The 23,678-nt window shown below is 45.6% G+C and carries 20 protein-coding genes and 1 pseudogene; 5 read left to right on the top strand and 16 right to left on the bottom strand.

All coding sequences use genetic code 11. The annotated features are described in order from the left end of the window. Nucleotides 1-10: 10 nt before the first annotated feature. From AC58UX_RS14950 to AC58UX_RS14960, 3 genes and pseudogenes are all read left to right on the top strand, one after another. Nucleotides 11-898: a PhzF family phenazine biosynthesis protein gene (locus tag AC58UX_RS14950; RefSeq protein ID WP_497253964.1), complete on the top strand. Its 888-nt coding sequence runs from the start codon at nt 11-13 to the stop codon at nt 896-898. A 21-nt stretch (nt 899-919) separates the two neighbouring features. Continuing rightward, nucleotides 920-1,201, top strand: a pseudogene (locus AC58UX_RS14955) (helix-turn-helix transcriptional regulator); the annotation flags it as partial. A gap of 70 nt (nt 1,202-1,271) precedes the next feature. Then, the gene (locus AC58UX_RS14960) at nt 1,272-1,523 is read left to right on the top strand and encodes a hypothetical protein (protein ID WP_497253966.1); all 252 of its coding nucleotides are present in this window, start codon (nt 1,272-1,274) and stop codon (nt 1,521-1,523) included. Nucleotides 1,524-1,584: 61 nt separating this feature from the next. On the opposite strand, the gene AC58UX_RS14965 is transcribed toward AC58UX_RS14960, so the two are convergent. From AC58UX_RS14965 to AC58UX_RS15015, 11 genes are all read right to left on the bottom strand, one after another. Further along, nucleotides 1,585-1,938, bottom strand: coding sequence for a VOC family protein (locus AC58UX_RS14965; protein WP_497253968.1), 354 nt, complete (start codon nt 1,936-1,938; stop codon nt 1,585-1,587). A 113-nt stretch (nt 1,939-2,051) separates the two neighbouring features. After that, nucleotides 2,052-4,499: a carbohydrate binding domain-containing protein gene (locus tag AC58UX_RS14970; protein WP_497253970.1), complete on the bottom strand. Its 2,448-nt coding sequence runs from the start codon at nt 4,497-4,499 to the stop codon at nt 2,052-2,054. Between the two features lie 134 nt (nt 4,500-4,633). Continuing rightward, a complete protein-coding gene (locus tag AC58UX_RS14975) occupies nt 4,634-5,737 on the bottom strand; it encodes a neutral/alkaline non-lysosomal ceramidase N-terminal domain-containing protein (RefSeq protein WP_497253972.1) in 1,104 nt (367 codons plus the stop codon). Next, nucleotides 5,734-6,657 (bottom strand): N-acetylglucosamine kinase, encoded by a 924-nt coding sequence (locus AC58UX_RS14980; RefSeq protein ID WP_497253974.1) that lies wholly within the window; start codon nt 6,655-6,657, stop codon nt 5,734-5,736. Before AC58UX_RS14980 ends, AC58UX_RS14975 begins: the two co-directional genes overlap by 4 nt. Further along, entirely contained in the window at nt 6,654-7,382 is a 729-nt protein-coding gene (locus tag AC58UX_RS14985) for an SIS domain-containing protein (RefSeq protein ID WP_497253976.1), read from the bottom strand. The genes AC58UX_RS14980 and AC58UX_RS14985 overlap by 4 nt, the downstream gene beginning before the upstream one ends. A 19-nt stretch (nt 7,383-7,401) precedes the next feature. Further along, nucleotides 7,402-9,129 carry a polysaccharide deacetylase family protein gene (locus AC58UX_RS14990; RefSeq protein ID WP_497253978.1) on the bottom strand — a complete coding sequence of 576 codons (1,728 nt, stop codon included), beginning with the start codon at nt 9,127-9,129 and terminating at the stop codon, nt 7,402-7,404. 15 nt (nt 9,130-9,144) lie between these two features. Further along, complete coding sequence (locus tag AC58UX_RS14995) at nt 9,145-10,056, bottom strand: ABC transporter permease (protein WP_497253980.1); 912 nt, start codon at nt 10,054-10,056, stop codon at nt 9,145-9,147. After that, nucleotides 10,025-11,827 carry an NHL repeat-containing protein gene (locus AC58UX_RS15000; protein WP_497253982.1) on the bottom strand — a complete coding sequence of 601 codons (1,803 nt, stop codon included), beginning with the start codon at nt 11,825-11,827 and terminating at the stop codon, nt 10,025-10,027. Before AC58UX_RS15000 ends, AC58UX_RS14995 begins: the two co-directional genes overlap by 32 nt. Before the next feature lie 63 nt (nt 11,828-11,890). Then, nucleotides 11,891-13,498 carry an extracellular solute-binding protein gene (locus AC58UX_RS15005; protein ID WP_497253984.1) on the bottom strand — a complete coding sequence of 536 codons (1,608 nt, stop codon included), beginning with the start codon at nt 13,496-13,498 and terminating at the stop codon, nt 11,891-11,893. A gap of 35 nt (nt 13,499-13,533) precedes the next feature. Further along, nucleotides 13,534-14,406: a carbohydrate ABC transporter permease gene (locus AC58UX_RS15010; RefSeq protein WP_497253986.1), complete on the bottom strand. Its 873-nt coding sequence runs from the start codon at nt 14,404-14,406 to the stop codon at nt 13,534-13,536. Between the two features lie 107 nt (nt 14,407-14,513). After that, on the bottom strand, nt 14,514-15,893 hold the full coding sequence (locus AC58UX_RS15015; protein WP_497253988.1) for an ABC transporter substrate-binding protein: 1,380 nt from the start codon (nt 15,891-15,893) through the stop codon (nt 14,514-14,516). Between the two features lie 209 nt (nt 15,894-16,102). On the opposite strand from AC58UX_RS15015, the gene AC58UX_RS15020 reads away from it, so the two are divergent. Both AC58UX_RS15020 and AC58UX_RS15025 read left to right on the top strand, forming a co-directional pair. After that, nucleotides 16,103-17,851, top strand: coding sequence for an ABC transporter ATP-binding protein (locus AC58UX_RS15020; protein WP_497253990.1), 1,749 nt, complete (start codon nt 16,103-16,105; stop codon nt 17,849-17,851). 31 nt (nt 17,852-17,882) lie between these two features. Further along, nucleotides 17,883-19,685, top strand: a complete 1,803-nt coding sequence (locus AC58UX_RS15025; protein WP_497254864.1) for an ABC transporter ATP-binding protein — start codon at nt 17,883-17,885, stop codon at nt 19,683-19,685. A gap of 67 nt (nt 19,686-19,752) precedes the next feature. Here AC58UX_RS15025 and AC58UX_RS15030 read toward each other — a convergent pair whose 3' ends face one another. The 5 genes from AC58UX_RS15030 to AC58UX_RS15050 all read right to left on the bottom strand — a co-directional run bounded on the left by AC58UX_RS15030 (nt 19,753) and on the right by AC58UX_RS15050 (nt 23,630). After that, nucleotides 19,753-20,709, bottom strand: a complete 957-nt coding sequence (locus AC58UX_RS15030) for a D-2-hydroxyacid dehydrogenase family protein (protein WP_497253992.1) — start codon at nt 20,707-20,709, stop codon at nt 19,753-19,755. 167 nt (nt 20,710-20,876) lie between these two features. Then, nucleotides 20,877-21,377 (bottom strand): hypothetical protein, encoded by a 501-nt coding sequence (locus AC58UX_RS15035; RefSeq protein ID WP_497253994.1) that lies wholly within the window; start codon nt 21,375-21,377, stop codon nt 20,877-20,879. 119 nt (nt 21,378-21,496) lie between these two features. Further along, the gene (locus AC58UX_RS15040; protein WP_497253996.1) at nt 21,497-22,000 is read right to left on the bottom strand and encodes a hypothetical protein; all 504 of its coding nucleotides are present in this window, start codon (nt 21,998-22,000) and stop codon (nt 21,497-21,499) included. Between the two features lie 38 nt (nt 22,001-22,038). After that, on the bottom strand, nt 22,039-22,758 hold the full coding sequence (locus AC58UX_RS15045; protein ID WP_497253998.1) for a WecB/TagA/CpsF family glycosyltransferase: 720 nt from the start codon (nt 22,756-22,758) through the stop codon (nt 22,039-22,041). Between the two features lie 77 nt (nt 22,759-22,835). Beyond that, nucleotides 22,836-23,630, bottom strand: coding sequence for a Nif3-like dinuclear metal center hexameric protein (locus tag AC58UX_RS15050; protein WP_497254000.1), 795 nt, complete (start codon nt 23,628-23,630; stop codon nt 22,836-22,838). Between the last annotated feature and the right edge of the window lie 48 nt (nt 23,631-23,678).

Below are 23,678 nucleotides of genomic sequence, written 5' to 3' on the forward strand. Positions count from 1 at the left end.
AGCTGAGGATATGACCGTTAATCCCCTTACCTTTTCCATTGTTGATGTATTTGCAGAAAATAAATATGAAGGCAACCAACTCGCTGTCTTTAGACATGCAGCACACTTAACTTCCGAAGAAATGCTCGCGATTACGCGTGAAATAAATTACTCGGAAACAACGTTTATACTGTCGGACAAGCCCTCTGAAGAAGGCTATGAAGTTCGTATTTTCACACCGAGTGAGGAAGTTCCCTTCGCAGGTCACCCAACGCTAGGCACAGCATTCGTCATTCAAAATGAGATCATCGGAAAGCCAGTGGATCAGATCAAACTTAAGCTTAAAGTCGGAACAATTCCCGTCACTTTCGATACAAATACGAGCGGAATGGCGTGGATGCAGCAACAGAGACCAATTTTCGGTCAGATTGTCGATGCAGAGATTGTTGCAAGTATGCTTGGCCTCCCCCTCTCTTCCATCGATACCCGCTTTCCGATTCAAGAGGTTTCAACAGGCTTGGCTGCGCTTATCGTGCCGCTAGTCAATCTTGAAGCAGTGAAATTGTGCAAAGTAAATCGTGAGCTCTATTTCCAATTAATCGAGCAGCTTACAGCTAAAATGATCCTCGTCTTTTGCCCGAAAACGTATCATAGCAGCAACCAGTTAAACTCTAGAGTTTTCGGAGATTATTATGGCGCTCCTGAAGACCCAGCAACGGGCAGTGCGAATGGGGACTTGGCTGGCTACTTAATCAAACACCGTTATTTCGGCAAAGACGCCATCGATATTCGCGTGGAACAAGGCTTCGAAGTGAATCGCCCTTCCATTCTGTATCAACGCGCATACATGGATAATGAGCACATTACGATTCATGTCGGCGGCAAAACAATTCCCGTGGCAAAAGGCGCATGGATGTAAGGCCTATCACATGAGCATTTTCATGAACAATTGACATTAAATCAGCTGGCGGACCTGGAACATCTGAGCGTTAGTCATTATCGGACTGTCTTTACCGACACTTTAGGAGTGTCTCCCTATGAATATATCCTGTTGCAACGAATGAATCGTGCCTGCGATCTGCTGCGCAATTCACTGCTAAGTTGTGCAGAAATAGCCGAAATGATTGGCTATCAGGATCTGCGCTATTTTAGTCGATTATTTAAGATAAAGACTGGGTTGACGCCTCAACAATATAAAAATAGGAATGAAATGAATAGTTGAATATAACACACACTCCTTCTAGTGGACGAACATATACTAGAATAATAAAGCTAGAAGGGGGGTCTTCATTTTGAAGCGAACAGAATCTTATAAGATGTGTAAAAAGTACCTCAATCGAGAAGTTGTGATCCGAACGACACAAGGCACATTCCAAGGAACCATTGTGAAAGTAGATAGCAATCAAGTCTATTTAAAGCCGGCACGAAAAGGTAAAGATGCGCAAATTTCCTTTCTCCCTTTCATTCTTCCTTTAGTTCTATTTGATTTATTGGCTATTTTTCTAATAGATAGACAGCCATTCTTCCCTTGCAGAGCATTTTAATGATAGGTAAAAACTAGCGTTACAAGCGCAAAGGCTGCCATATTGGCAGCCTTTTCTCGTATTATTCCGTTATATGCCAAAGTACGCCAGCAGGGTCTATAAGGTGAATTGCGCGCTTACCATAGGGTTGAATTTGGGGAGGCTTTACTCTAGTTTTATATTTCTCTACGATCCCTGTGTTCTGAATATGCTGCCACCAACCATCCAAATCCTGGACACATAATTCCAACATATAGTTTTGTTGCAATTCTACGTTTTGATAGTTTTGCAAGTGAAATTCGGTTTCGTCAAACCTAAATATCGTAAGATCATTTGCAGAGTATATTTGTTCGAATCCAAGGTCTGAATAAAATTGAATGGCAAGTGGGTAATCTGCACCTGATGGCACAAAAGGACGTACTTTAATAGCTTTCATCTCGGTCATCGACTCCTTCAACGTTAGAACTATATGCTGTCATTTTACACGATCACCCACAAAATAAAAACCTAAGCAGCCCACATCAACCGTGGGAACTGCTTAGGTTTCTTCTAATAAGCGTATCTCATCAATTCCGTATGGCCAGGCAACAGATAATACAAGTTCTCATACGCATCAGCAGCCAAGAAATAGGCGCCACTGCTGCTAATCGTCGTTACGGCCTTCGTGGAACGATTGATTTTGAACAGGTAAGTTCCATTGATCGTGCCGTATACGTAACTAGGATCTTTGGAGACAGTGAGCAATGTGGCATCCACCCACGTACCTGCTCCGTTATAATCCACACTTGGGAACTTTTGTTGGAAGTAGTCAAACGTATTCGTGGTAGGATTGAAGATGAATAAATACCCTTCAGCCATGCCCCATATTTTGCCGTCGACTGTGTTCATACCCGTGATGCCTGTCAAACCGGAAACTGGGAGCGTGTATTCAGCACTTTTCGTTGCGGTAGCCACATCGTACACGAAAAGCTTCGCTTGCGTTTGCGTTGGAGGTACACCATTGCCGCCTTTAATCGACGTCCCTCCGTAGATCTTACCGTTATGATAAGCCAGAGCAGTTACACTTTGATCCGTGACGATATCTTTTTTCAAAGTACGCGTGCCGCTAACGGGGTCATAGATCGTTAATCCACCCTTCAAGCTGCCATACTCGGCTACATTGCCCATGAAAATTTTACCACCACCGCTGATCATAACCACAGGACGATCCATGCCATCAGCTTTTTGATCAAAAAGCAGGGTCGGATTGGTGGTGGACCAACTCAACGTGGGGTCGAACTTCCACAGCTTCGCACTTCCATAAGAAGCAAAATACGTCAAACCATTTAACGCTAAGAAGCTGTATGTTTGAAAAGGTGCTGCATAGTTTTCGTCAGGGTAACCTTCGTTGGCATCGCCTCGCATCGGCGTATATCGGCCAATACCGCCATCCAAGTATCCACCCGAGAAGATTTTGCCGTCAGAACCTCCCCCAATTTGATTAATAATCGTCGTAAGCTCCGGCATCCCGCTGACAACAGCAATGCTTGAATTGCCAGTTTGAAGGTTGTACTTAAACAGGCTCATGCGGCCATCTTTTGACCCGTACACCACAAGTGAGGTGCCTGGATAATTCGTCTGGTCAGCCAGTTGAACCCAGCCATATTTATTGGCACCAAGATCAGCTGTCACACCAAGGTTGGTCGACGTTTTTGCTGCAAGGTCATACGCGTACAATTGACCGCCGAACACATAGTAGGAGATTCCGTTATTGGCTGGAGATGGGAGTGCAGGCAGTGTCGCGTCCAAGGTCGCATTTCCGCTCGCATCAATGCTCAAAGCCAATACCGTTCCACTTGGGCGCAACCCTGCAAACAGCTTTCCGCCTGTAAAGTTCAACTCATAGACAAATGTTTCACCCGCATAGGCCGATGGTAAAATGTTTGTTTTCGCGCCGGTCGTGTTATCAAATCGAACTAAAGCACCGTTCGTGCCTGTACCGATATACGTTACGTTGTTAGCAGCATCATAGGCTAGGCTTCGCACATATTCTTCACTCGCCCAAATAGGCTTCGTATTAATCATGGAGAAACCAGTGCTCGGTTCATATTTAAAAAAGCCTGCGTCCCCAAACCCACCGCCATAAATTTTGCCGTTTGTCCCTGCAGTTACCGCGTAGATGTTCTCGCCGCCCGTGTAGGATAAACCGAGATCAGTTACCGATGTACCGCCTGGTGAATACCGGTAGACGTGACCATTGGAGTAACCCCCGAAATAAATCTTACCATCGGTTGCGGTTGTCGCCCCCCATGCGCCAAGCGCACCAGTAAGTGGATAATTGGCAACCACAGCGCTCGTATCCGCATCGATGATGGACATCATCGCATCGCTTCCAGCTGAACCTGATCCGACGGTATAGATCTTATCTTGGCTTGTGTTGATACCGAAAGTCGTTCCAAGCGTTGATGTATGAACAACTTGATTACCTAGATTCGTAAATTCTTTGGTTATCAAAACATCATCCCAATACGCAGTCGAGACGGACGCTATACCTGAGTAAAGCAGTACGGAAACTTTAGTCGTATTGGCGGGCGCCGTATATTTCACTTGCGCAGTCGTCCATTGATTCGTTGGCGACGATACGTTGACGATCCCGTTTCCGATCACCGAACCACTGCTATTCCAAAATCGTAAATACAGGTCAACGTTACCGCTGGCGACATAAACTTTTGCATAAGCAAGGTAAGTCGTTCCCGCTGTCGCATCTAGCTTCACACTTTCAAGTCCCAAATTTGCCGTTGAACTCGTGTCCACAATCTTGGCGCTTTGCGTCCCTGTGTATTCTTGCTCAGTGCTTGCTGTTATACCAGTCGTGCCGTAGGCTTGTGTCCAGCTGGACGTCCCGCTTTCAAAACTGTAATTCGTGATTAACATATCGGCTGCCGATGCCGGGAAAACCGCAAATACCAATGACACGATAAAAAGCATAATAACGGACGCGCTTACCTTTCGATTCATTCTTCATAACCTCCTTTGAGCGATTGTAATCCATAACCGAATAAGACCTAACGACGTGACAGTCTCATCTTGGTGATGTGTACAATGTACTGTGACATCCCCCCTCTCAAGCTACTAGGCATCTTCATAACATCCTAAAACGACTCTTTTGCATAGTGAACAAAGAGCTCGCAATCATCTTGAGATAATCGGCATACATCAACTTCGTACCCGGCCTGCTCCCATGCCTTCTCATCTGGAATATACCCGATATATCCATTGGCATAACCAACAATTAATTGACGATGTTGTTTCGCTACCCTTGCATAACTGGAGAAAATTTCACCCGGAATTAGCCAAAGTCGCATCCCGCCTAGATCAATCCACTGAAGATAGGCTAGCAGCATCTCTCCTGTACGTTGGTCTTTCATTTGCATACTTTCATTCTTTAAGTTGACATAACTTATCGTGGTTGCAATAGGATGGCTTGTTTGCAAGCTGTTGTAAAGCCTTTTGCCCATCCGTTCTGCTTCTTCTGCATCTGCTCCTTGTCGTGTAAATCTAGTTGAAATATCCCCCGCAGCTCCATTGGCAAATAAGAAAATACTATCATCATAAGCGTGTTCTAAATTTGAAATGGCCACGCCTGGATAGTCTGTTGAAATCACAGCTTCTGCTGGACCAATAACCGTTGGATGACACGTAAAATGGAGAAGTCCACCCAATGTTTCTTGTGATTGAGAATCAAACACCTTTAATAGATGAACGTCAGAATCGGCCTCCACGGATGCATCCCGACGGTTTGAAGCGATGCCTTCGCATGTAGATACGGACCATTGCATAGTCACTTCTCTACTTGTTCCCAGAGCCTTTTTAATCCCATTCACAATTAAGTAGACTAGCCATTGTCTATAAGCGGTTGGAACGTGAGCTGATTCAGTCGTCCATAACCCTTTGTGCAGCACATCGGGGAGACCGTCGATCGCAGAGTGCGTGTGCGTTGCAATTAAGCTAATCTGATGCGGGGAAATATGGAGGCGCTCAGCGGCTAACCGACAAACCGCCTCGCGCAATGTTTGATCAACACCAAGCAAATCTAGGCTTACTAGTGCGAATCTTAAGCCATCCGACTCACCTGCCATGCAACGCGCATATAGTCTCGAATGCACGCCATCTGCTTGGCGTTGCCGATGTTCATAGCCCCCGAGCGTAACTGGGAGCGATGGTGTAATATCCATTTTGGCAAAACCTATTTTCATCCCGCATCCCCCAATTCCCGCTTAGCCAGCATAACAGCCCCAACAACAGGTGCATGCTCCGGAGGCACTAAGAGCTTTGCCCATGTGCCGAGGTAATCGCAGAGAGGTTTCAATATGCTTGCGCCCATGCAGAAAACACCACCTGCATAGGACAACTTAGGGGGCTGTGGCCAGTGAGATTGTTCAATTAAGCGTAAATAATGGATGGCCAATTGCTGGGCCGCAAGACCGAGTATCCGAAGAGAAACCTGATCATTCTCCTGAGCACAGCTACCGACTTCTTGCGCAAGTGCAGCAATCTGCTTTCTAGTCATCCCGCCATATACTTTTTCGATCAACGTAGCTTCATTATGAAAAGATAGCAGTTGCTGCAGTCGCTCCGTTAACAGCGTCGATTCTCCTCTGCCATCCATCGCCATGGCAACCGCCTGCAGCGCATCTCGGCCAATTGCATAGCCGCTGCCTTCATCGCCGAAGATTGGACCAAAGCCTCCACTTCGCTTGAGCGTCCCCGTCGCATCCAAGGAATAGGCCACAGAACCCGTACCTGCGACCACAATAACCCCTGGCGAACCATCTAAAGCGCCCGTTAATGCAATACGACCATCTGTTACACCTTTAATCTTCGTCTGAGGAAAGTACCCCGCCAGTTGATTCACGGACCAATCCGGCTCTTCCTCATGAATCATAGAAGCTGAGCCGATGCAAATATGCTGGAGAGTTCCATGGTTCTGTTGAACCCAGGCTGCCATCTCCCGTATGATTTCTTGCAGATGAGTCTGTGCGACTTCGATATCATCAGTCAGTGCGTTCATGCCACCGCTAAGAAACCGTTTCGTTTCTCCCGTTTGTAGATCTACAAGCAGTGCTTCGGTTTTGGAACCCCCACCGTCAATGCCAGCCACATACGACTTCATCATATGTCGACCTTACCAGCCGACGGCTGATCTGAAAGTGAAGCGTTATGTGCATCACCTTTTGCAATATTGGCACTAACATACACCTCCGGGACAAAGCCTTGTTCCAGACAATTGGTTACGGTTTGAACGATGATGGCATTCATGATAAATGCCCCAATAATTGTGGAGGTAGGACCTACATACTGCTGCAGCCCCTCGATAAACACAGAGGCATCGCCAATCACGCCACAGTTATCGATGACAATATCCGCTATTTCGCACACACGCTTTTGGCTGGAATGCCTTGGCGATTCTTGCATGGATTGCTTTAAATTGGTTATCGTGATCACGGTTGCCCCGCGTTCTTTCGCGCCTAACACCATTTCCACGGGGACCGCATTAAGGCCCGAGTTCGAAGCCACGATCAGCACGTCACCCTGCGAAACCTGATAGGTATCTAATAAGACCGAGGCATACCCCTCCAGTCTTTCAAGCTTTGTACTTTTCGTTCCTCCTTCATGCAGCATGAGGCCGGTTTCCAGAATGGGTATGATATCTTTGAGCCCACCCGCACGATAAAAGGCTTCCTCCGCTAACATATGAGAATGACCCGTGCCGAAAACATAGATACGCCGACTGGCTACCAATGCATTGGCTAACACCTCTGCCCCACGCTTCATGGCATCTGCCTGCGTGAGCATAACGTCGGATAGGATATTTAGTACGTTTGCCATAAATGTTTGCATTCGTTTTTAGTCCTCCTCGTTAAACGCCGACCATTCCGATCCCAATTTTTCTATAACAGGGATGACCATATCGCTGAATGATGGAACCGCTTTGTACGTCCACATTTGTAGCTTCAGTCGCAATCGGAACACAAATGACAGCTTCCGTCATTGCGCCTTCGACCATAAGCTCATTTTTAGCATCAAATCCATGAATAACAATTTTGCGCCGTTTCCGTTCCCAAGCATTAATCTCTTCACTTGTCATGCTAACAAATCCACGTTTACGGGCTTCCTTAACTAACTTTCGGAAAGAGTCGCGAACAAGAGGCTGTGCCTCAATGTGCAGCTGATGGATGAGAAAATGAGCTACTCCACGCACGCGGGCTACTTCCTCTAGGAATGGCATTATGATTGAGCTGTCCGCCCAACCTTTCAAATCCATATCTTGTGTTAGGAAGCCAAGCTCCAGCACATTGTAGAAGCGATTCTGATCCTGACTTCTGGCTATTGGGAAGTAAGGATGACAGGTTCCAAAGGCAAAACCAACGTTGCCAGGTTTACTCGGTCCACGGGTTTGATCGATTTCAATCCCCTGGTTTTCACACCATTCGAACAACTCGCCCCAGCCCTCGAACCGTGTATAGTGATTTTTATTCGTGACAACGGAGGAAAGAACTGCCGTTCGCTTCAATAGTTGAAGCTGCCTGTCAAATTCAGCCTCATTCCACGTTTTGCCTTGTATTGAGGCTTCACTTCGCTGGGAGTCCAGCGCATTATAATGAAAGGCAAGTTCATGCCCATCTTCTTTAATTTGACGATAAATCTCGTCTGAATATCCCGGCTCCAACATACACCATGTTGAACGAATGCCTAATTCTCTCAATAATTCTAAGGCTGCCGTCGCTTGGGACGTGAGATTGCCATCACTATCATGGGAAATCGTTAATACATGATCAATGCCATCTGGCCACATATCGACAAAAGGCAATGTCTTCCCCATCTGCAGCGCAGAGCTGATCAAACGAGATATGATGGCTTCCCGCCATAGATCCCCATACGGTTTAGCAAAATACTTCCCGCCAGTTTCGGTCATTTGACGATCATACTCCCAATGGAGAGCGCTGCCATCATCCGCCTTCAGAATCCCCTCGTCAACATTGCCAGTCCCATCCGCAGCGGGTACGCCATCTCCGAGTATCGGTTCCTCTCCTTGCTGAAGACTGACAACCGTTTTTGGTATGTCAACACTCCAACGCTCAATCGCGCCCTGCCCAACGGCGAACTTTAAATACAGATAGCCATCATCTTTCCCATCTGGTGTGTAAGCCTTAACGGATCCACTTGACTCTATTACCGTATGAGCATCCACAATCGCCCAAGGGTTAGCACTGATAAAACGCAGCAATTCTCCCGCATTTTGAGCAGACCCTACATGAGCATAACCAACTGGCAAATGGGGAGTTCGCAGACAACCTAATCTTTTTGCCCATTTATTCAAGCCTCCGAAAGAGATCAGTCTTCCTCCTCGTGCTACAAAGGCCCATAATTCTTCATCAAAAGGATGAGCTTCCTCATCCAGATGAGCTTCAATCAACATATCGAAGGATGAGAGAAATTTCGTCGTCGCTACATCCACCCACTCGTAGGGAATCCCTGCATGGGAAAGGATCTCTGCCATATAATTGCCATAGCAGTTGAGACCATAACTTAGCCTGCGCCTAACCGCAGCCTCATCCTTAAGGATTCCTAGCTTCACCATGTTCATCTCTGTTTGTCCCTCCTAATATATCCCCTGTTCGCCGTATTTTTTGGCAATACGATTTGCGCCGAGCACGAGAATACAACCGATAACCCCTTTAAACAAACCTACTGCCGTAGCAAAGCTATAATTGGATTGGTCAATCCCTTTATAGTAGACATAGGTATCCAAAACCTCAGCAATTTCTTTATTGTAGGCGTTCCGCATGAGGAACAGCTGTTCAAATCCGCTATCCATCACGTGACCTAATCGTATAATGAGCAAAATGATGATCGTACTGCGAATACCAGGCAATGTAACATGCCAAATTTTACGCCAGCGACTCGCGCCATCCATTGTGGCAGCTTCGTACAGATCAGGATTAATACCAGCTAACGCCGCTAAAAATAAAATCGTCCCCCATCCTACCTCTTTCCAGATGACTTGCAACACGATCAATGGTCTGAAGAAGGCTGGGCTCGAAAGAAAGCCAATCGGTTCTGATTGATTCGCGTAAACTTCCAGAAAATTGTTAATGAGTCCCTCGCCACGCAGAAAGATAATAAAGATACCTACGACGAATACCCAGGATAAAAAGTGAGGCAAATAAACCACCGTTTGAATGAATCGTTTATACAAATCATTCCGCAGTTCATTTAACATCAACGCTAGCAAAATAGGTGCCGGAAAGGCAAACGCGATTTGCATAACGGACAGAACCAACGTATTCCACATCACCTTCGTCATTTCTTTATCAGCAAATAATGCTTGGAAATGATCGAAGCCAACCCATGGGCTCTTCATAAAGCCTAGAAAGGGACTATACTCCTGAAAAGCGATCACAATGCCTGCCATAGGCAGATACTTATATATGAGAAAATAAAGAATGCCGGGCAGCGCAAGCAGAAAGAGGTATCGATCTTTATACAGTCTTCTGCGTAATGATTGTGTCAACAGAGGTGTCCCTCCCTATCGTGTTTCTTAAGCTGTATAATGTGTCTCCTATGGCAAAATAGATAACGCCCGATGAAGCGCGAGCAGCTGCCCGTACGGATCCCGGCAGTTGATCTCTCTTCACAATCTGTGACGTGCGCTCATTGATCCATAGCGCCTCATTTCCACAAAACGCAAGGATATGCTCTCCATCCCCTTGGATCAGCCAACTGCACGGTTCCTCTGTCGGAATCTGATTGACGAAGTCTAATGTATTCGGGTCAAAGACATGGATCGATTTGCCAGCTCGAACGAAAACGTACAAACTTCCGGCTGCAATCGCATTACCGACTTGCTCCTCTTCTGCGAAAGTGGCTTGATGAACAAGACCAACTCCTGGCTCCCAGACGCCGAAGCCACAGGTGACTTCACGAAACGGAAGTCCACTCGCCCCGCCATTCGTTACCAAATATAGATAGCGAGCATCGGCTGCAAGTCCACAAACTTGCTGTCCGTTGCTCAGGGGTTCTCCCCAAATGTGCACCTCTTGCGTGTTTGGATCGATTCGACTCAAAGCACCGCCATATTGACCATATCGGGCTGACCATCCTGTCCAGATGCCGCCATCTGGGCCCATGACGCTGCGCCCCTCCGGCCTGATATAGTCTGGTGAGGCTGCTTTTAACATTTTCGGATTATGATTATTCAATTGGTCCCATGGCTGCTCAGGGTTGTAAATGATGTGATCTCCACCGACATACGCAGATAAATAAAGCTGCTCTCCTAGAGCTACCATGCCATACACTTCACCACCTGCATTACAGACGGTTGCCGAGTTCCAAGCTTCATCCTTTACTGGATCATACCGGAAAATCGTTTGACCGAATCCGCTGGCTCCCCAGACTCGATCATGTGCATCTGTCATTAGCGTGAATATGCGCGTTGGCGTAGGCTCAGAAGGTATCCGTTGTAAAATAGGCGTATCCGAACGTGTTTCAAGTATAAAATAATCTTGGCCCCGAACACCGGCGTACCGTCCATTGGCCAACGCGATGACTAAACACGTTTGACCGTTCGGAAGTATGATCGCATTTTGAGTTAATCGCTCTGGATCAAGATCCGCTATACGCGTAAAAGTAGTTGCATCATACCATTGCAATTCTTTCTCTTTCTCCAAGCAAATGAATTCGCTGTTCGCTTCCCGAACGGCAAAGCCAGGTGCATCGATGGGCTGAAAAGTACCCTTTTGTATATCATAAGCCTTTAAGAAAGATTCGCTGTAGCCGCCGCCAACAAAGATTGTACCGGGCAGACCGCCATATACAGGACGGCTGTAATGATTGTTAGTGTTCTCTGACACCCGGCCGAGATTGTGCAATTCATGAATGTTCGGATCGTAACGAAGCAACCGGCACCCTGGCCAGGTTCCTCCATATACATTGCCATCTGAGCCAACTGTTAAATCCCAGAAATACTTCTCATCTGGGTCTGATAACGGTGTCGCCCATTCACGGGTTTGCAAATCAAGGCAATGCAGATATGCATAATTCGGGCAAGTTCCCACGATCAGCTTTTCATTCTTCCAATTGACAAGACCCCAAGCCCCCTCATCGCCAGGCAGAGGAATAACTTCATGTGTGTGACTTTCGGTGTCGATGAGAATGAGCGATCCAGTGCCCCCAGCAACAAAGTTGGAAAGTACCAGCTTTTCTCTTCCATCCTTTGGATCAATCATGACGGTTTTAGCTAAAATATTAAAATTTCTACAAGGACGACCCAGAGAAGTGTACACGGCTAGCCCTCCATAATAGTTGATGGTAGGAACAGGCGCCGCATGGAGCGACGCCTAATTTCCTCATTTCCAGGCTTCTTTTGCATCTTTGATTTTAATGCCAGCGTTGATTTCCGTAATCATGGCTTCTCCGCCTTTAGTTTTCCATTCTTCGACCATTTTGCTCCAATCTGCAATAGGACGAACGCCGGCAATCATTTTTGACTGCTCATCAAGTAGATATTTCTTCATTTCTGCACCTTTCGAAATCTCTGTGGGTGAAATGACCGAATAGTTAGGGTTTTGATAGAACTTTAATTGTGCATACGATTTGGAAATCGTCGAAGTTAATTCTTTAAGCTGAGGAAGTTTGTATTGGGCAGGATAGTCCACATCCGTATCCTTCACCGGAACCATAACACCATCGAGCAAGTATGTTACAGGCACAAGTCCCTGTGTAATCGATGCTGGTTTTACGACACCAACGCCATCTGCGAGATCATAACCTTCACCAATTCCGCCGCTCAAGAAATCAAAATCTTTGTTTTTCTCGTTCTTTTGGTCATTCGGATAATATTTACGGCTGAAGTCCAACATGCTTAGAATACGGTTAACCTTATCTGGATCTTTACCAGCTTGCGCAGAAATGACAGTCATATTCGCAAAACCACGGCTGGCGGTAAAGCCTTTCGACCCGTCTGGCGCTGTGAACGGCTCTAATGGCAGGAATTGTGCTTTCGGCTCAATCTTCAGCAAACCATCCATATATTGCTCGGACATCCCGCGAGGAGTTCCAATGAAAATCCCTGCTTTACCAGAATAAAACTCTTTATTCGTCGCTGCCCAATCCAAAGTTATAAAGTCCTTGGTCATGGCCCCTTCTTTATAAAGGTCACTGAACCATTGAATCATTTCTTTGCGTGCATCAGCAACGATGCCTGGAATGAAACGTCCCTTATCGTCTTTGTGGTACCATGCATCAGGATCCCAATAGGCGCCCATCGGAATTGGCCAATTGATATCTTTCCCGATCGCGAGTCCGTATGTATCATTTTTGCCGTTCTTATCTGGATCGTTCTTGGTAAAAGCAATCGCAACTTTCTTAAGCTCCTCGTAAGAAGTCGGTGCCTTTAAACCTAAGCTGTCCAGCCAATCCTTTCGCACGACAACCGTAAAACCGAAATTAGGATTATAGCCCGGTATCGCATACACCTTTCCATTAACTCTGAATTGATCCCACACATAGTCCGGAACAAGTTTAAAGGATGGATAGTTTTTAATGTAGTCATCCAACGCTAAGAATGCACCTTGCTTCGCGAATTTGCTATATCGATCTGTTAAATCAGCCGTAGGCAGCAATGTGGCATCAGGAAGACTGCCTGACGCTAACGTTACATTCAACTTTTCAGCGTAGGAACCGCTTGGCACCAGTGCTGGTTGATAATCAACGTTAAATTTCTCGTTAATTTTTTGAATGGCTTTGCTGTTTTGTGGTGGAACATCGCCATTAATCAACTTCATGGTAGTAATGGTAATTTTCTTCGCTGTTGCTTGAGTAGGCGCTGGGCTATTATTTGCTGGTGAAGCAGCAGGCGCTGTAGTAGTGGATGGCGTTGAAGTGGAGGAACAGGCAGTTACTGCAAGCGATACACTTGTAGTCAATAACACGACAAATATCTTTTTACGATTCATTGGTCACGTCCCCTTTTTATATTAACGAATGGAAGCTAGCCCTTAACTGAGCCTAGCATGACGCCTTTTGCAAAGTGCTTTTGCAGAAATGGATAAACAAGCAGAATCGGCAGCGTAGCAACGAGTATAGCCGCCATTTGAATCGTTTCGGGAGGTGGTGGATTTTCAACCATCGCGAGATCCATTCCTGTTAATGCTTTGGAATCGCTTTGAACGACAAGTTGACGTAGGATAACCTGAATGGGCCAGTAAAAAGGATTATTGATGTAGAGGATGCCTGTGAAGTAGTTGTTCCAATGGGTGACTGCGTAGAATAAGCAAAATGCAGCTAAAGCTGGCTTAGATAGAGGTAACACAATTTTGCTGAAAATGGTTAAATCATTCGCCCCATCTATGACCGCCGCTTCATGCAATTCATTAGGAATATTGAGGAAGAATTGACGAACGACAATCAGATTAAACGGGGCGATCGCGACCGGCAAGATTAAGGACCATATTGAATCTAATAGCCCAGTTGCCTTCACAACAAGATAAGTTGGAATAATGCCTGCAGAGAACAGTAAGGTAAAAAGGATTAGCAGCAGCATCACCTTTTGTCCATACATGTTCCTTGTTAACGCGTAAGCAAATGTGCAGGTGAACAATAAATTAATTACCGTTCCGATCACCGTAACGATAATTGTAATCCACATGGCATGAAGGAATGTATCTGAGCCTAAAATATACTGATACGCATCCGTCACCCATACCCGTGGCAAAAGCAGCACTTCACTGTGCAAATATTCCTCCAGTGTCGTGAATGAAACCGAGAAGATGTAGAAAAACGGAAATAACATCGTCACCGAAATCACGGCCAATAGCCAAACATTCATCCAGTCGAAGAGACGGCTCGACATCGGACGTTTCATGTAATCCCCCTTCCGATTTACATGTAATTTATATTTACTTCTTAATCCATAAATTACACCAATCTATTTGTAATGTCAACATAAATATAAATTGGATATAAACTGCATTACATTTGTTTCAAAATGTCTGTTAATCGCTGATTTAACATCGCCTCATCCTCAAGCATCGACCAATTGAGTTGTGCGGCCTCCATGATCTTATCCAGCTTTTCGGATGATAGACCCATCTCTTTAATCGAGGTATAGGTTGGCACGATATCCCGATACATGGTATAGCGACTGAATGCCATTTCCGCTCCCTCTAACTCTGCTGCACTGCGCAGGGCAGGAATGCTCGTTGTGTGCAGCCGAAGCTTGATTTGCGATTCATATGATGTTAAAAATTGCACCAACAGGGCGGCTTCGTCTTTATTTTGCGAACGATTCGAAATCCCAAATCCGAACGTAATAAGCAGTGTCTTCGCCTCTTTGCCGCGAGGAATAGGTGCAATATCAAAGTCGATGCCCTTTAGATCCAGCAAGCGGTTGAGATGAAAATATGACGTAATAATCATCGATAGCTTCCCTTGGGCGAAGAGCGCTTCAGGCGTAAGCGGTAACGGTGCATTGGCTAGAAAATGCGGGAACATCATGGGTCCGTCCAATACACGACGGTACTCGTGAAGCCCCTCTTTGATTTGATCGACACAACGCTGGATAGATCCTTCTTGATCGCTTGGTGCTTCAACCCCATTTTGCATCAAAAATAAAGGCCAGCGGTTGCGAGACCTCGTGTAGAAATAGAAACCAAATTTCGTATTCGGCTGTGTAAGCAGCTTAGCGTTCTCTGCTAGATCAGACCATGTCCAGCTTGAATCCGGCATGGAAAGCGACATCTCCCGGAAATGAGCTTTGTTGTAACAAAGCACTAATGGTGAGAACGCAAACGGAGACGCATATAAGCTTCCTTCGTTGCTAAAGCTCTGCGCCAGCATGCGATATTGTCCTTCCAGTGGAGGCGTTGGGGCAAAATAATGGGCTGCATCTTGCTCTGAGGTTAGGCTGTAGAAGACAGAGTCACTTAACAAGGCTACATCCACTTGCCCTTCCTGCAGTCGAGAACGAAGAACGGATGTATAGTCACTGCTTTCTGCAATGCGCTGAACTCCAATATGCGGATATCGTGCTTCAAATTGATCTAAAAGCGCAGAAATTTGAATCGATTCTTCCAAATCTGCAGGATAAACAAATCGGATCTGGCTTCCCTGTTGTTTAAAATGCTCAATGACCTGATTGCCTACAGATGGAATTTTCGTGATATAGCCTTCCTCTACAAGCGTTTGCAGCCCTTTTCGGACAGACAGATTACTCAAGTCGAACTTTTTCGATAGATCTATTTCACTGGGCAAAAAATCACCAGCTTGCAGCGTGCCCTGCATAATTTCTTTACGAAGCGTACCTACCATCTCATTTAAGCGATCTCGAAATGACTTACGACCTTTAACCAACCTCAAATTCCCCCTGACTACCAATTTATATCCGATTTAAAAATTCAATTTATTGTGTATTATTTTACCATGTCTATGATTAGTTGTACATCAGTGAGGTTGAATTACTAATTTGCCGCTCCCTTTCTCATCATTTATGGATGACAAATTACTCAAATCGGAGTATCGTTCAATGTGAGAGGTTGACCACGGAAAAAGGAGTGTACGCGATGGGTTTTATGAAGAAATACGCCAGTAAGCACTGGAAGCTATTTCTGGTTGCTGTCTTTTTTGTCAGTATGGAAGCGTTTGCCGATTTGCTTCAACCGACGATGATGTCTCACATTTTGGACGTAGGTGTTGCAGAGAAACGACTTGATTATGTACTTCGGATGGGTGGTGTGATGCTGCTAATTACCGCGTTCGGGGCTGTTTCTGCATCGCTTCGAAATATTGTAGCTAGCCATGTCTCTCAGAAATTCGGTACGGAGCTTCGAAGAGATTTGTTTGAAAAAATTCAAGCACTCTCCTTTACGAACCTTGATCAATTCGAGCGCGCCTCATTAATTACACGTTTAACGAATGACGTGTCACAGGTGCAAAACTTTGTAAATGGTCTAATGCGCATCTTCGTTAAAGCCCCCCTCCTCTGTATTGGGAGTTTGATCATGGCTGTGCGTCTCAATCCGCAACTCTCGGTTGTGCTTCTTATCGTCGTTCCAATTGTCGGCGTGCTCGTGGCACTGAACTTGAAAGTAGGCTTTGCCCGATTTGTTGGTGTACAAAAGGCGCTGGATGGCGTCAATCGGGTTATGCGGGAGTATTTGTCTGGCGTTCGCGTTGTCAAAGCGTTCAATCGTTTTGGATACGAGGCTAATAAGTTTCAAAAGGCCAATACCGATTACCAAGATAAATCGATTCAAGTGTCGAGGCTGCTATCAATATTTAATCCCTCTATTCTATTGACGGTTAATTTCGGAATCGTTGCCGTGCTTTGGCTTGGCGCTTGGCGAGTTGATCACCAACAGATGCAGGTTGGGCATATCGTTGCGTTCGTTAACTACATGACGCAAATTTTGTTTGCCTTGATGACCATCTCCATGGTGTTCAATATGTTTGTTCGCGCGAAAGCATCGGCCAATCGGATTGGCGAAGTATTTAATCGAGTAAATGAAATGACATGGGATGTTAATGCCGATCTACCTGCTCAACGTCCAGGAGGTCGAATCGATTTTGAGAATGTGTCATTTGCCTATGAAGGGGCTGCAGGAGAACCTGTGCTCAGAAATATTAATTTGACCTGCCTTCCTGGTGAAACAATTGGAATTATTGGCTCTACGGGATCTGGCAAAAGCAGCCTCGTGAGTCTCGTTTCCCGTTTCTATGATACAAGCTCTGGCTCAATCAGCGTAGATGGTGTGGATATCCGTCAGTTGGACCCTGTCAAGCTGCGTGATCGCATTGCCATTGTCCCGCAGAAAACGATTTTATTCAGCGGTACAATTGAAGAGAACTTGCTTTGGGGTCATGAGCAAGCAACACAAGAAGAGATTGTGCACGCCGCTACGATGGCAGAGGCACATAGCTTTATTGCAGGTTACCCCGAAGGGTATGCAACAAGATTAGGTCAGCGCGGCGTGAACTTGTCCGGCGGCCAGAAGCAGCGTCTCTCTATCGCACGTGCTCTCGTTCGGAAACCAGACATTTTGATTCTCGACGATTGTACAAGCGCACTTGATACGGCGACTGAGACGAAAATTAAAGCAGCGCTCAAGGCATTCTCCTCTGGTGTCACTTGCTTGATTATTGCACAGCGCATTACCTCCGTTATGGATGCGGATAAAATTGTAGTCATGGACAACGGTGAAATTGTCGGTGTTGGCACCCACGAGACATTATTGAAGAGCTGTCGGGTCTATGTCGAAATATTCCAATCCCAATTCGGAAAGGAGCTGCCTCACCATGTCGAAGCCGAATGAAGGATCACGTCAACAAGCCCCGGACGTTCCGATGATCACAGGCCCTCTTGCTCGCGGTGGGCGCGCGCCGGCCGTAAAGCCGAAAAATTTTAAAGGTACATTACGTCGGCTCTGGTCTTATTTAAGCAATGAACGAAAATGGTTGACCATTGTTTTTCTTTTTATACTTGTAGATTCCGTTTTGACGCTTGCTGGCCCTTATCTCATAGGTGTAGCCGTTGACGCGATGACAGGAAGCCGAGTTGACTATCGAGTCCTGGATGTGGTATTGATCGTTCTGATTTCGACGTACATTGCCGATGGCGGACTTACCTTCCTGCAAAGCTGGGTCATGGCCGGACTTTCTCAACGTGTTGTGAAAAAGCTTCGGCAAACGATGTTTGCGAAGCTGCAGAAGCTGCCGCTTGCGTTTTTCGATGGACGATCTCATGGGGATATTATGAGTCGGCTGTCTAACGATATTGACAACGTAAGCAACTCGATATCCCAAGCAACAACACAATTGATGACTGGCTCAATCGCGATTGTCGGATCCTTAGTGATGATGTTGATTCTATCTCCTACATTGACTCTGGCGAGTCTCATTACCGTTCCGTTGGTGTTCTTGCTTGCAAGAACGATAACGAAGCGTACAAGCGTTCTTTTCAAAGAACAACAAGCCCAGCTTGGTAAGCTGAACGGACATATCGAGGAAACCATTACTGGCCTTCTCGTTGTCAAAGCATTTAATCGCGAAAAGAAAGCGATCGATGAGTTCAATAGCGTGAATGAAAAATTGTATGAGGTTGGCTTGAAAGCACAAATCTGGTCAGGTTTTCTCATGCCATTGCTCAGCGTCATCAATAACATTGGCTTTTCCTCTGTTGCCATTGTCGGTGGCGTCCTGGCTGTTAAAGGTCACATCACCGTCGGTGTCATCGCGAGCTTCCTAAGCTACTCTCGCCAATTTGTAAGGCCTCTCAATGAAATCGCAAACACCTATAACGTTCTGCAATCTGGGGTTGCAGGAGCTGAACGTGCTTTCCAGGTGTTAGATGAATCTGAGGAAGTCGAAGACGAACCTGGCGCCATCGAGCTTCAGAAGCCAATTGGACAAGTAACCTTCCAAGATGTCACTTTTGGTTATCGGCCGGATATGCCGATTCTGAAGCAGGTTAGCTTTGAGGTGCCGGCAGGCAGCAGCCTTGCACTCGTCGGTCCCACAGGCGCAGGCAAGACGACCATCGTGAATCTCGTGACCCGGTTCTATGATGCGACTAGCGGCACAATCATGATTGACGGGCGGGATATCAAATCCTATACGCGCGATAGCTTGCGCCGCAGCTTTGGCATCGTGCTGCAGGATACGTTTTTGTTTTCGGGGACGATCAAAGAAAACATTAAATATGGCAAGCCAGATGCGACAGATGCTGAGGTCGTTGCAGCGGCAAAGCTTGCGAATGCAGACACTTTCATCTCGCGGCTGCCCAAGCGATATGATACACCGCTTTCCGAGAATGGCGGAAATCTAAGTCAAGGGCAGCGCCAATTGCTTGCCATCGCGCGTGTCATCCTTGCAGATCCTTCCATTCTCATTCTGGATGAGGCAACCAGTAGCATTGATACACGGACGGAGCTTCATATACAGCAAGCCCTCCTCGCCATCATGAAGGAGCGCACAAGCTTCATCATTGCACATCGTTTGAATACAATTCGGGATGCAGATACCATCATGGTCATTGATCGCGGCGAGATCGCTGAACAAGGCAATCACAGTTCGTTGATGAGTAAGGACGGCACGTATTCTCGGATGTTTTCGAATCAATTTAAGAATCTTGAAAATGCTTTGGAATAATGAAAAAGAGATACCCCGTAAGTTGGAGGTATCTCTTTTTGTTTAATGAAAGCCAACGGTGGAGTGCTCAAATCAGCGTGCGAACTGGCGATCCTGCAATAAATGCCTCAATATCTTCAATGATATCTCTATAAAAAGCTTCATAATTCGCTTGCGAAACATAGCCGATATGCGGTGTTGCGAGAAGATTCGGAAGTGACCGGTAGAGGTGGTCAATTGGCAGCGGCTCCACCTCGAATACATCTACCGCGGCGCCTGCGATCCAGCCGTTCTGTAAAGCCTCGGCTAGTGCAGCTTGATCCACAATTGGGGCACGTGATGTATTGATAAGATAGGCCGAAGAACGCATGCGCTTGAGATCTTCTGCTTGAATTAATCCTCGAGTCCGTTCACCTAACACAAGATGAATGGATACAAAATCGCTGTTCTCAAGCAGCTCCTCTTTGGAAGAAGCTAATCTCACGCCAACCTCGTCAGCTCGTTCTTGCGTTAAATTTTGGCTCCACGCCATGACATCCATCCCGAACGCTTGGCCAAATTTGGCGATCTTGCTGCCCAGTTTGCCAAGACCTAGCACGCCTAGCGTCTTACCATACAAATCCGTTCCAATCGTGCTTTGCCATTGACCATTGCGAATCGCGTTGTGCTCCTGAACAATATTGCGCGCTAGACCCAAAATCAAAGCCCATGTGAGCTCAGCGGTTGAGTTGCCCGCTCCACCAGTCCCGCTAACGATAATGCCTTGCGACGCAGCAGCTTGCATGTCGATTGAAGCGTTGCGCATGCCCGTGGTAATTAGCAGCTTCAAGCGTGGAAGCTTGGCTAGAAGCGACGCGCGGAATGGCGTCCGCTCCCGCATAATCACGACAATTTCGCAGTCTGCGATATGTTCAAGCAGCTCCTCTGGATCAGCGATATGCCGATCGATGCTTTTGACCTCCACCTTGTCCAAAATCCGGGACCAATCCCCTGTATGCAACGCTACTTGCTGGTAGTCGTCTAAAATCGCACAGCGAAGTTTCATTTTATGTGTGCCTCCTTTGTAATTAACATAATAACACCGTAGTATTAACCTATTTTACCATGCCTGTTTTCAAAGTGAAAACTTGCAAGGTTTCGGAGGACAACGACTGGTTCTTTAGTCGAATTTACATGAGAAAAGAGCTACACGAAGTAGCTCCTCAACAAACATTAAATAACAATCTTCTTTAATAAATCTTCCACTTTTGCTTGCATAGATTGAACGGTTGTTTTCCTATATTGCATACCCAGCCGAAGAACCTTCAATTGTTGTCTACGGGAAAGCTTCTGAAAACGAGGTTCTCGTTTCAAAAATTGACGAATGATTTTCCAACTGTTCACTTCAATTCGATCTGGTTTGAGGTAAGGCACTTCATATGGCAGTTGTCGTTTTCGGAACCGATTCACCAAATTTCCAAAATTAGTAGAAAGTTTGCTTTCCTCAACGAGACAGATTGCTCGATTTTTATTGGTATGTTTTTTTATAAAATTGAAATGCTGGTGGCCCTCTTGGATAATATAACCGCCATCTTTTCTGCTTTTATTTACAATCAATAGGTGCATAAGATCTTGGGCAACTTTTTTTAGTTCTTTTTTTCGTGGAGAGCTCTTCGTGATGCTGCCTTCCTGCTTAATCTTGTTTAGAGGTATATATTGCACTGTGTATCTCACATGTACCCCTCCTCATCACCGCTGCTTAAAATAATGTATTCTAAGTTTTTACAGTGTATGTGCAAACGAGCAATGGAGGTGCTTGGCTGATTATTGTACGGCCATAAATCGTAGCAAACCTAGCACGGCGAACCCGAATAAAGCGGTCCCGGCACCAATACCGGTAATCGCGCTGTACGAGACTTTAAGCTTAGGTGAACTAAAACAGCAATAACAGAGACAATAACCAGAAGAGCCGCAAGAATCCATAAGCTGGGATCATCGAATACACTTTTTAAGCTAATGAAATGAAGGCCAACGATAAAAGCGACCCAAGGAGCAATATAACCCTTCCGCTTTTTCCTGATGAGTACGAATGCACCCGCACCAGCCACTACAAATTCAGAGTAGAATGAAATCAAATAATTACGAAAAGCAGTCGTCTCTGTCAATGCGGAAGGTGCATCCCAGTTTTTCACGCTTAAAAAGACACCCAGCAAGCAAACCATCAGCGCAATACCAGATGCAATCCCAAGATATACTCGCCAGCTAGCTCGGGGATTTTCTTGAGCCCAACCGAACCAGACAAAACTAAACATGCCAAATACCGATGCGTACATCGCGTAATCTCGAATGTATTCCATATGCCTTCACCTCACTATTTAACTATATAACATACAATTTACTTGTTATTTTCATTAAATATCAATGCTTTCATTGCAAAACGAGGTAAAATTAATTGTCTCCGCCATCTAGAAGGTTGATTTATTAAACGATACAACCATTCCATATTTAGCCGCTGCCATATCACAGGTGCTCTTTTTACAGTTCCAGCAATGATGTCGAGACTTCCTCCAACACCGATCGCAACCCTAGCATTTAATTTATCCTTGAACTTATGTATCCAATATTCAGCTTTTGGAGCGCCCAGTGCTACCACTAAAATATCAGGTCTTAAAGTAGCGATTTCATTCGCAATTTGCTCCTCATCCCTTTGATCAAAAAAGCCATGCTGCCTACCCACAACCTTAATGTTGGGGTATTCCAAATTAATTGCTTCAGATGCTTTTTTACTCGTCGTTTCACTCGCTCCAAGCAAATAAACAGACCAACTTTTACTATTTCCGTGCTCCAATAATTGGAGGAGAAGATCACATCCTGTTACACGTTCAGGAAGGGAATTTCCTTTTAATCGTGAAACCATGACTATACCAGCCCCATCTGCTGTGAGATGACCTGCCTCTGAAACAATTGAACGAAGCAGTGAATCGTGCTGACAGGACATCGTGATTTCAGGGTTGAGTGTTACGACGTGAAAAAGTTCATCTTTATTTGTCGTTATTACTTGATCAATTAATTTTACTGTTTCTTGCATAGTTATTTTAGGGACAGGAATTCCCATGATTAGTGAACAGTTATCCATTGAGATCACCTTTACTTATTATTTCCGTGCGTCTTCTTCTAAAATGAAGTCTATCATTAAATTACCTGGAATATCGGTCGCTCCTTAATGAAATGAACAGCAACTTCCGGGTAGCTGTTTGCAAGCCTATTCGCTAGCAGCTTCATACCCGGCTCCTCACTCTCCGCATGCCCAAGAACAATCAACGCTTTGTGCTTATCTTGATAAACAGCATCCCGTACGTACTCAGGCGTTTCCCATTCCGGACCTTCCCCATAAATAACAAGATCTAACTGCTCCTGTTCAAAAAGTGGAAGCACATTCTGCGCTCCGCCTCGATATCCCGCGAGTAAACCGATCCTCGTACACGTCATACTAAGATCACCATGTGCTCTTACATATGCTATTCCAAGGCTTTCCTTGACATGTTCAGCAATTTCCACGACCGTATCGTTGGGAATTTGTACAATACAGGACGCAGCATAATGCGTTTGAACAAAAGGCGCCCATCCGAGTTCCTGAATTAGTCCCTCCATAACACCGTCTGGCTTGTAGCGATGCAAATAGTCGTGAAATCGGAATAATGCGATGCCCGATGTTTTGAGTAATCGTCTTTTTTCCTCATATACCGGGTCTCCCTCGAGTTTCAAGCTATTATCATGATGTGAAAAGAATGGCCCTTCATGCGAAATAATTAAATTCGCTCCACGCTCAATAGCTTGTTCGATCACATATTGTGTCGGCATAAAAGTGACCAAAATCCCCGTCACTTCTGCGTCAGGATTGCCGAATTTCAGCGTATCGACAGTTTGATCAAGCTTTCCCACAGGAGCTATTAGTGCATCAATTACCGATTGTATGCTTAAACGCATTGTTAGTCCCTCGTATTTTCATTTGATTTTTCATTTGATACTTAAAAC

This window comes from Paenibacillus sp. J22P90 (assembly GCF_059692195.1).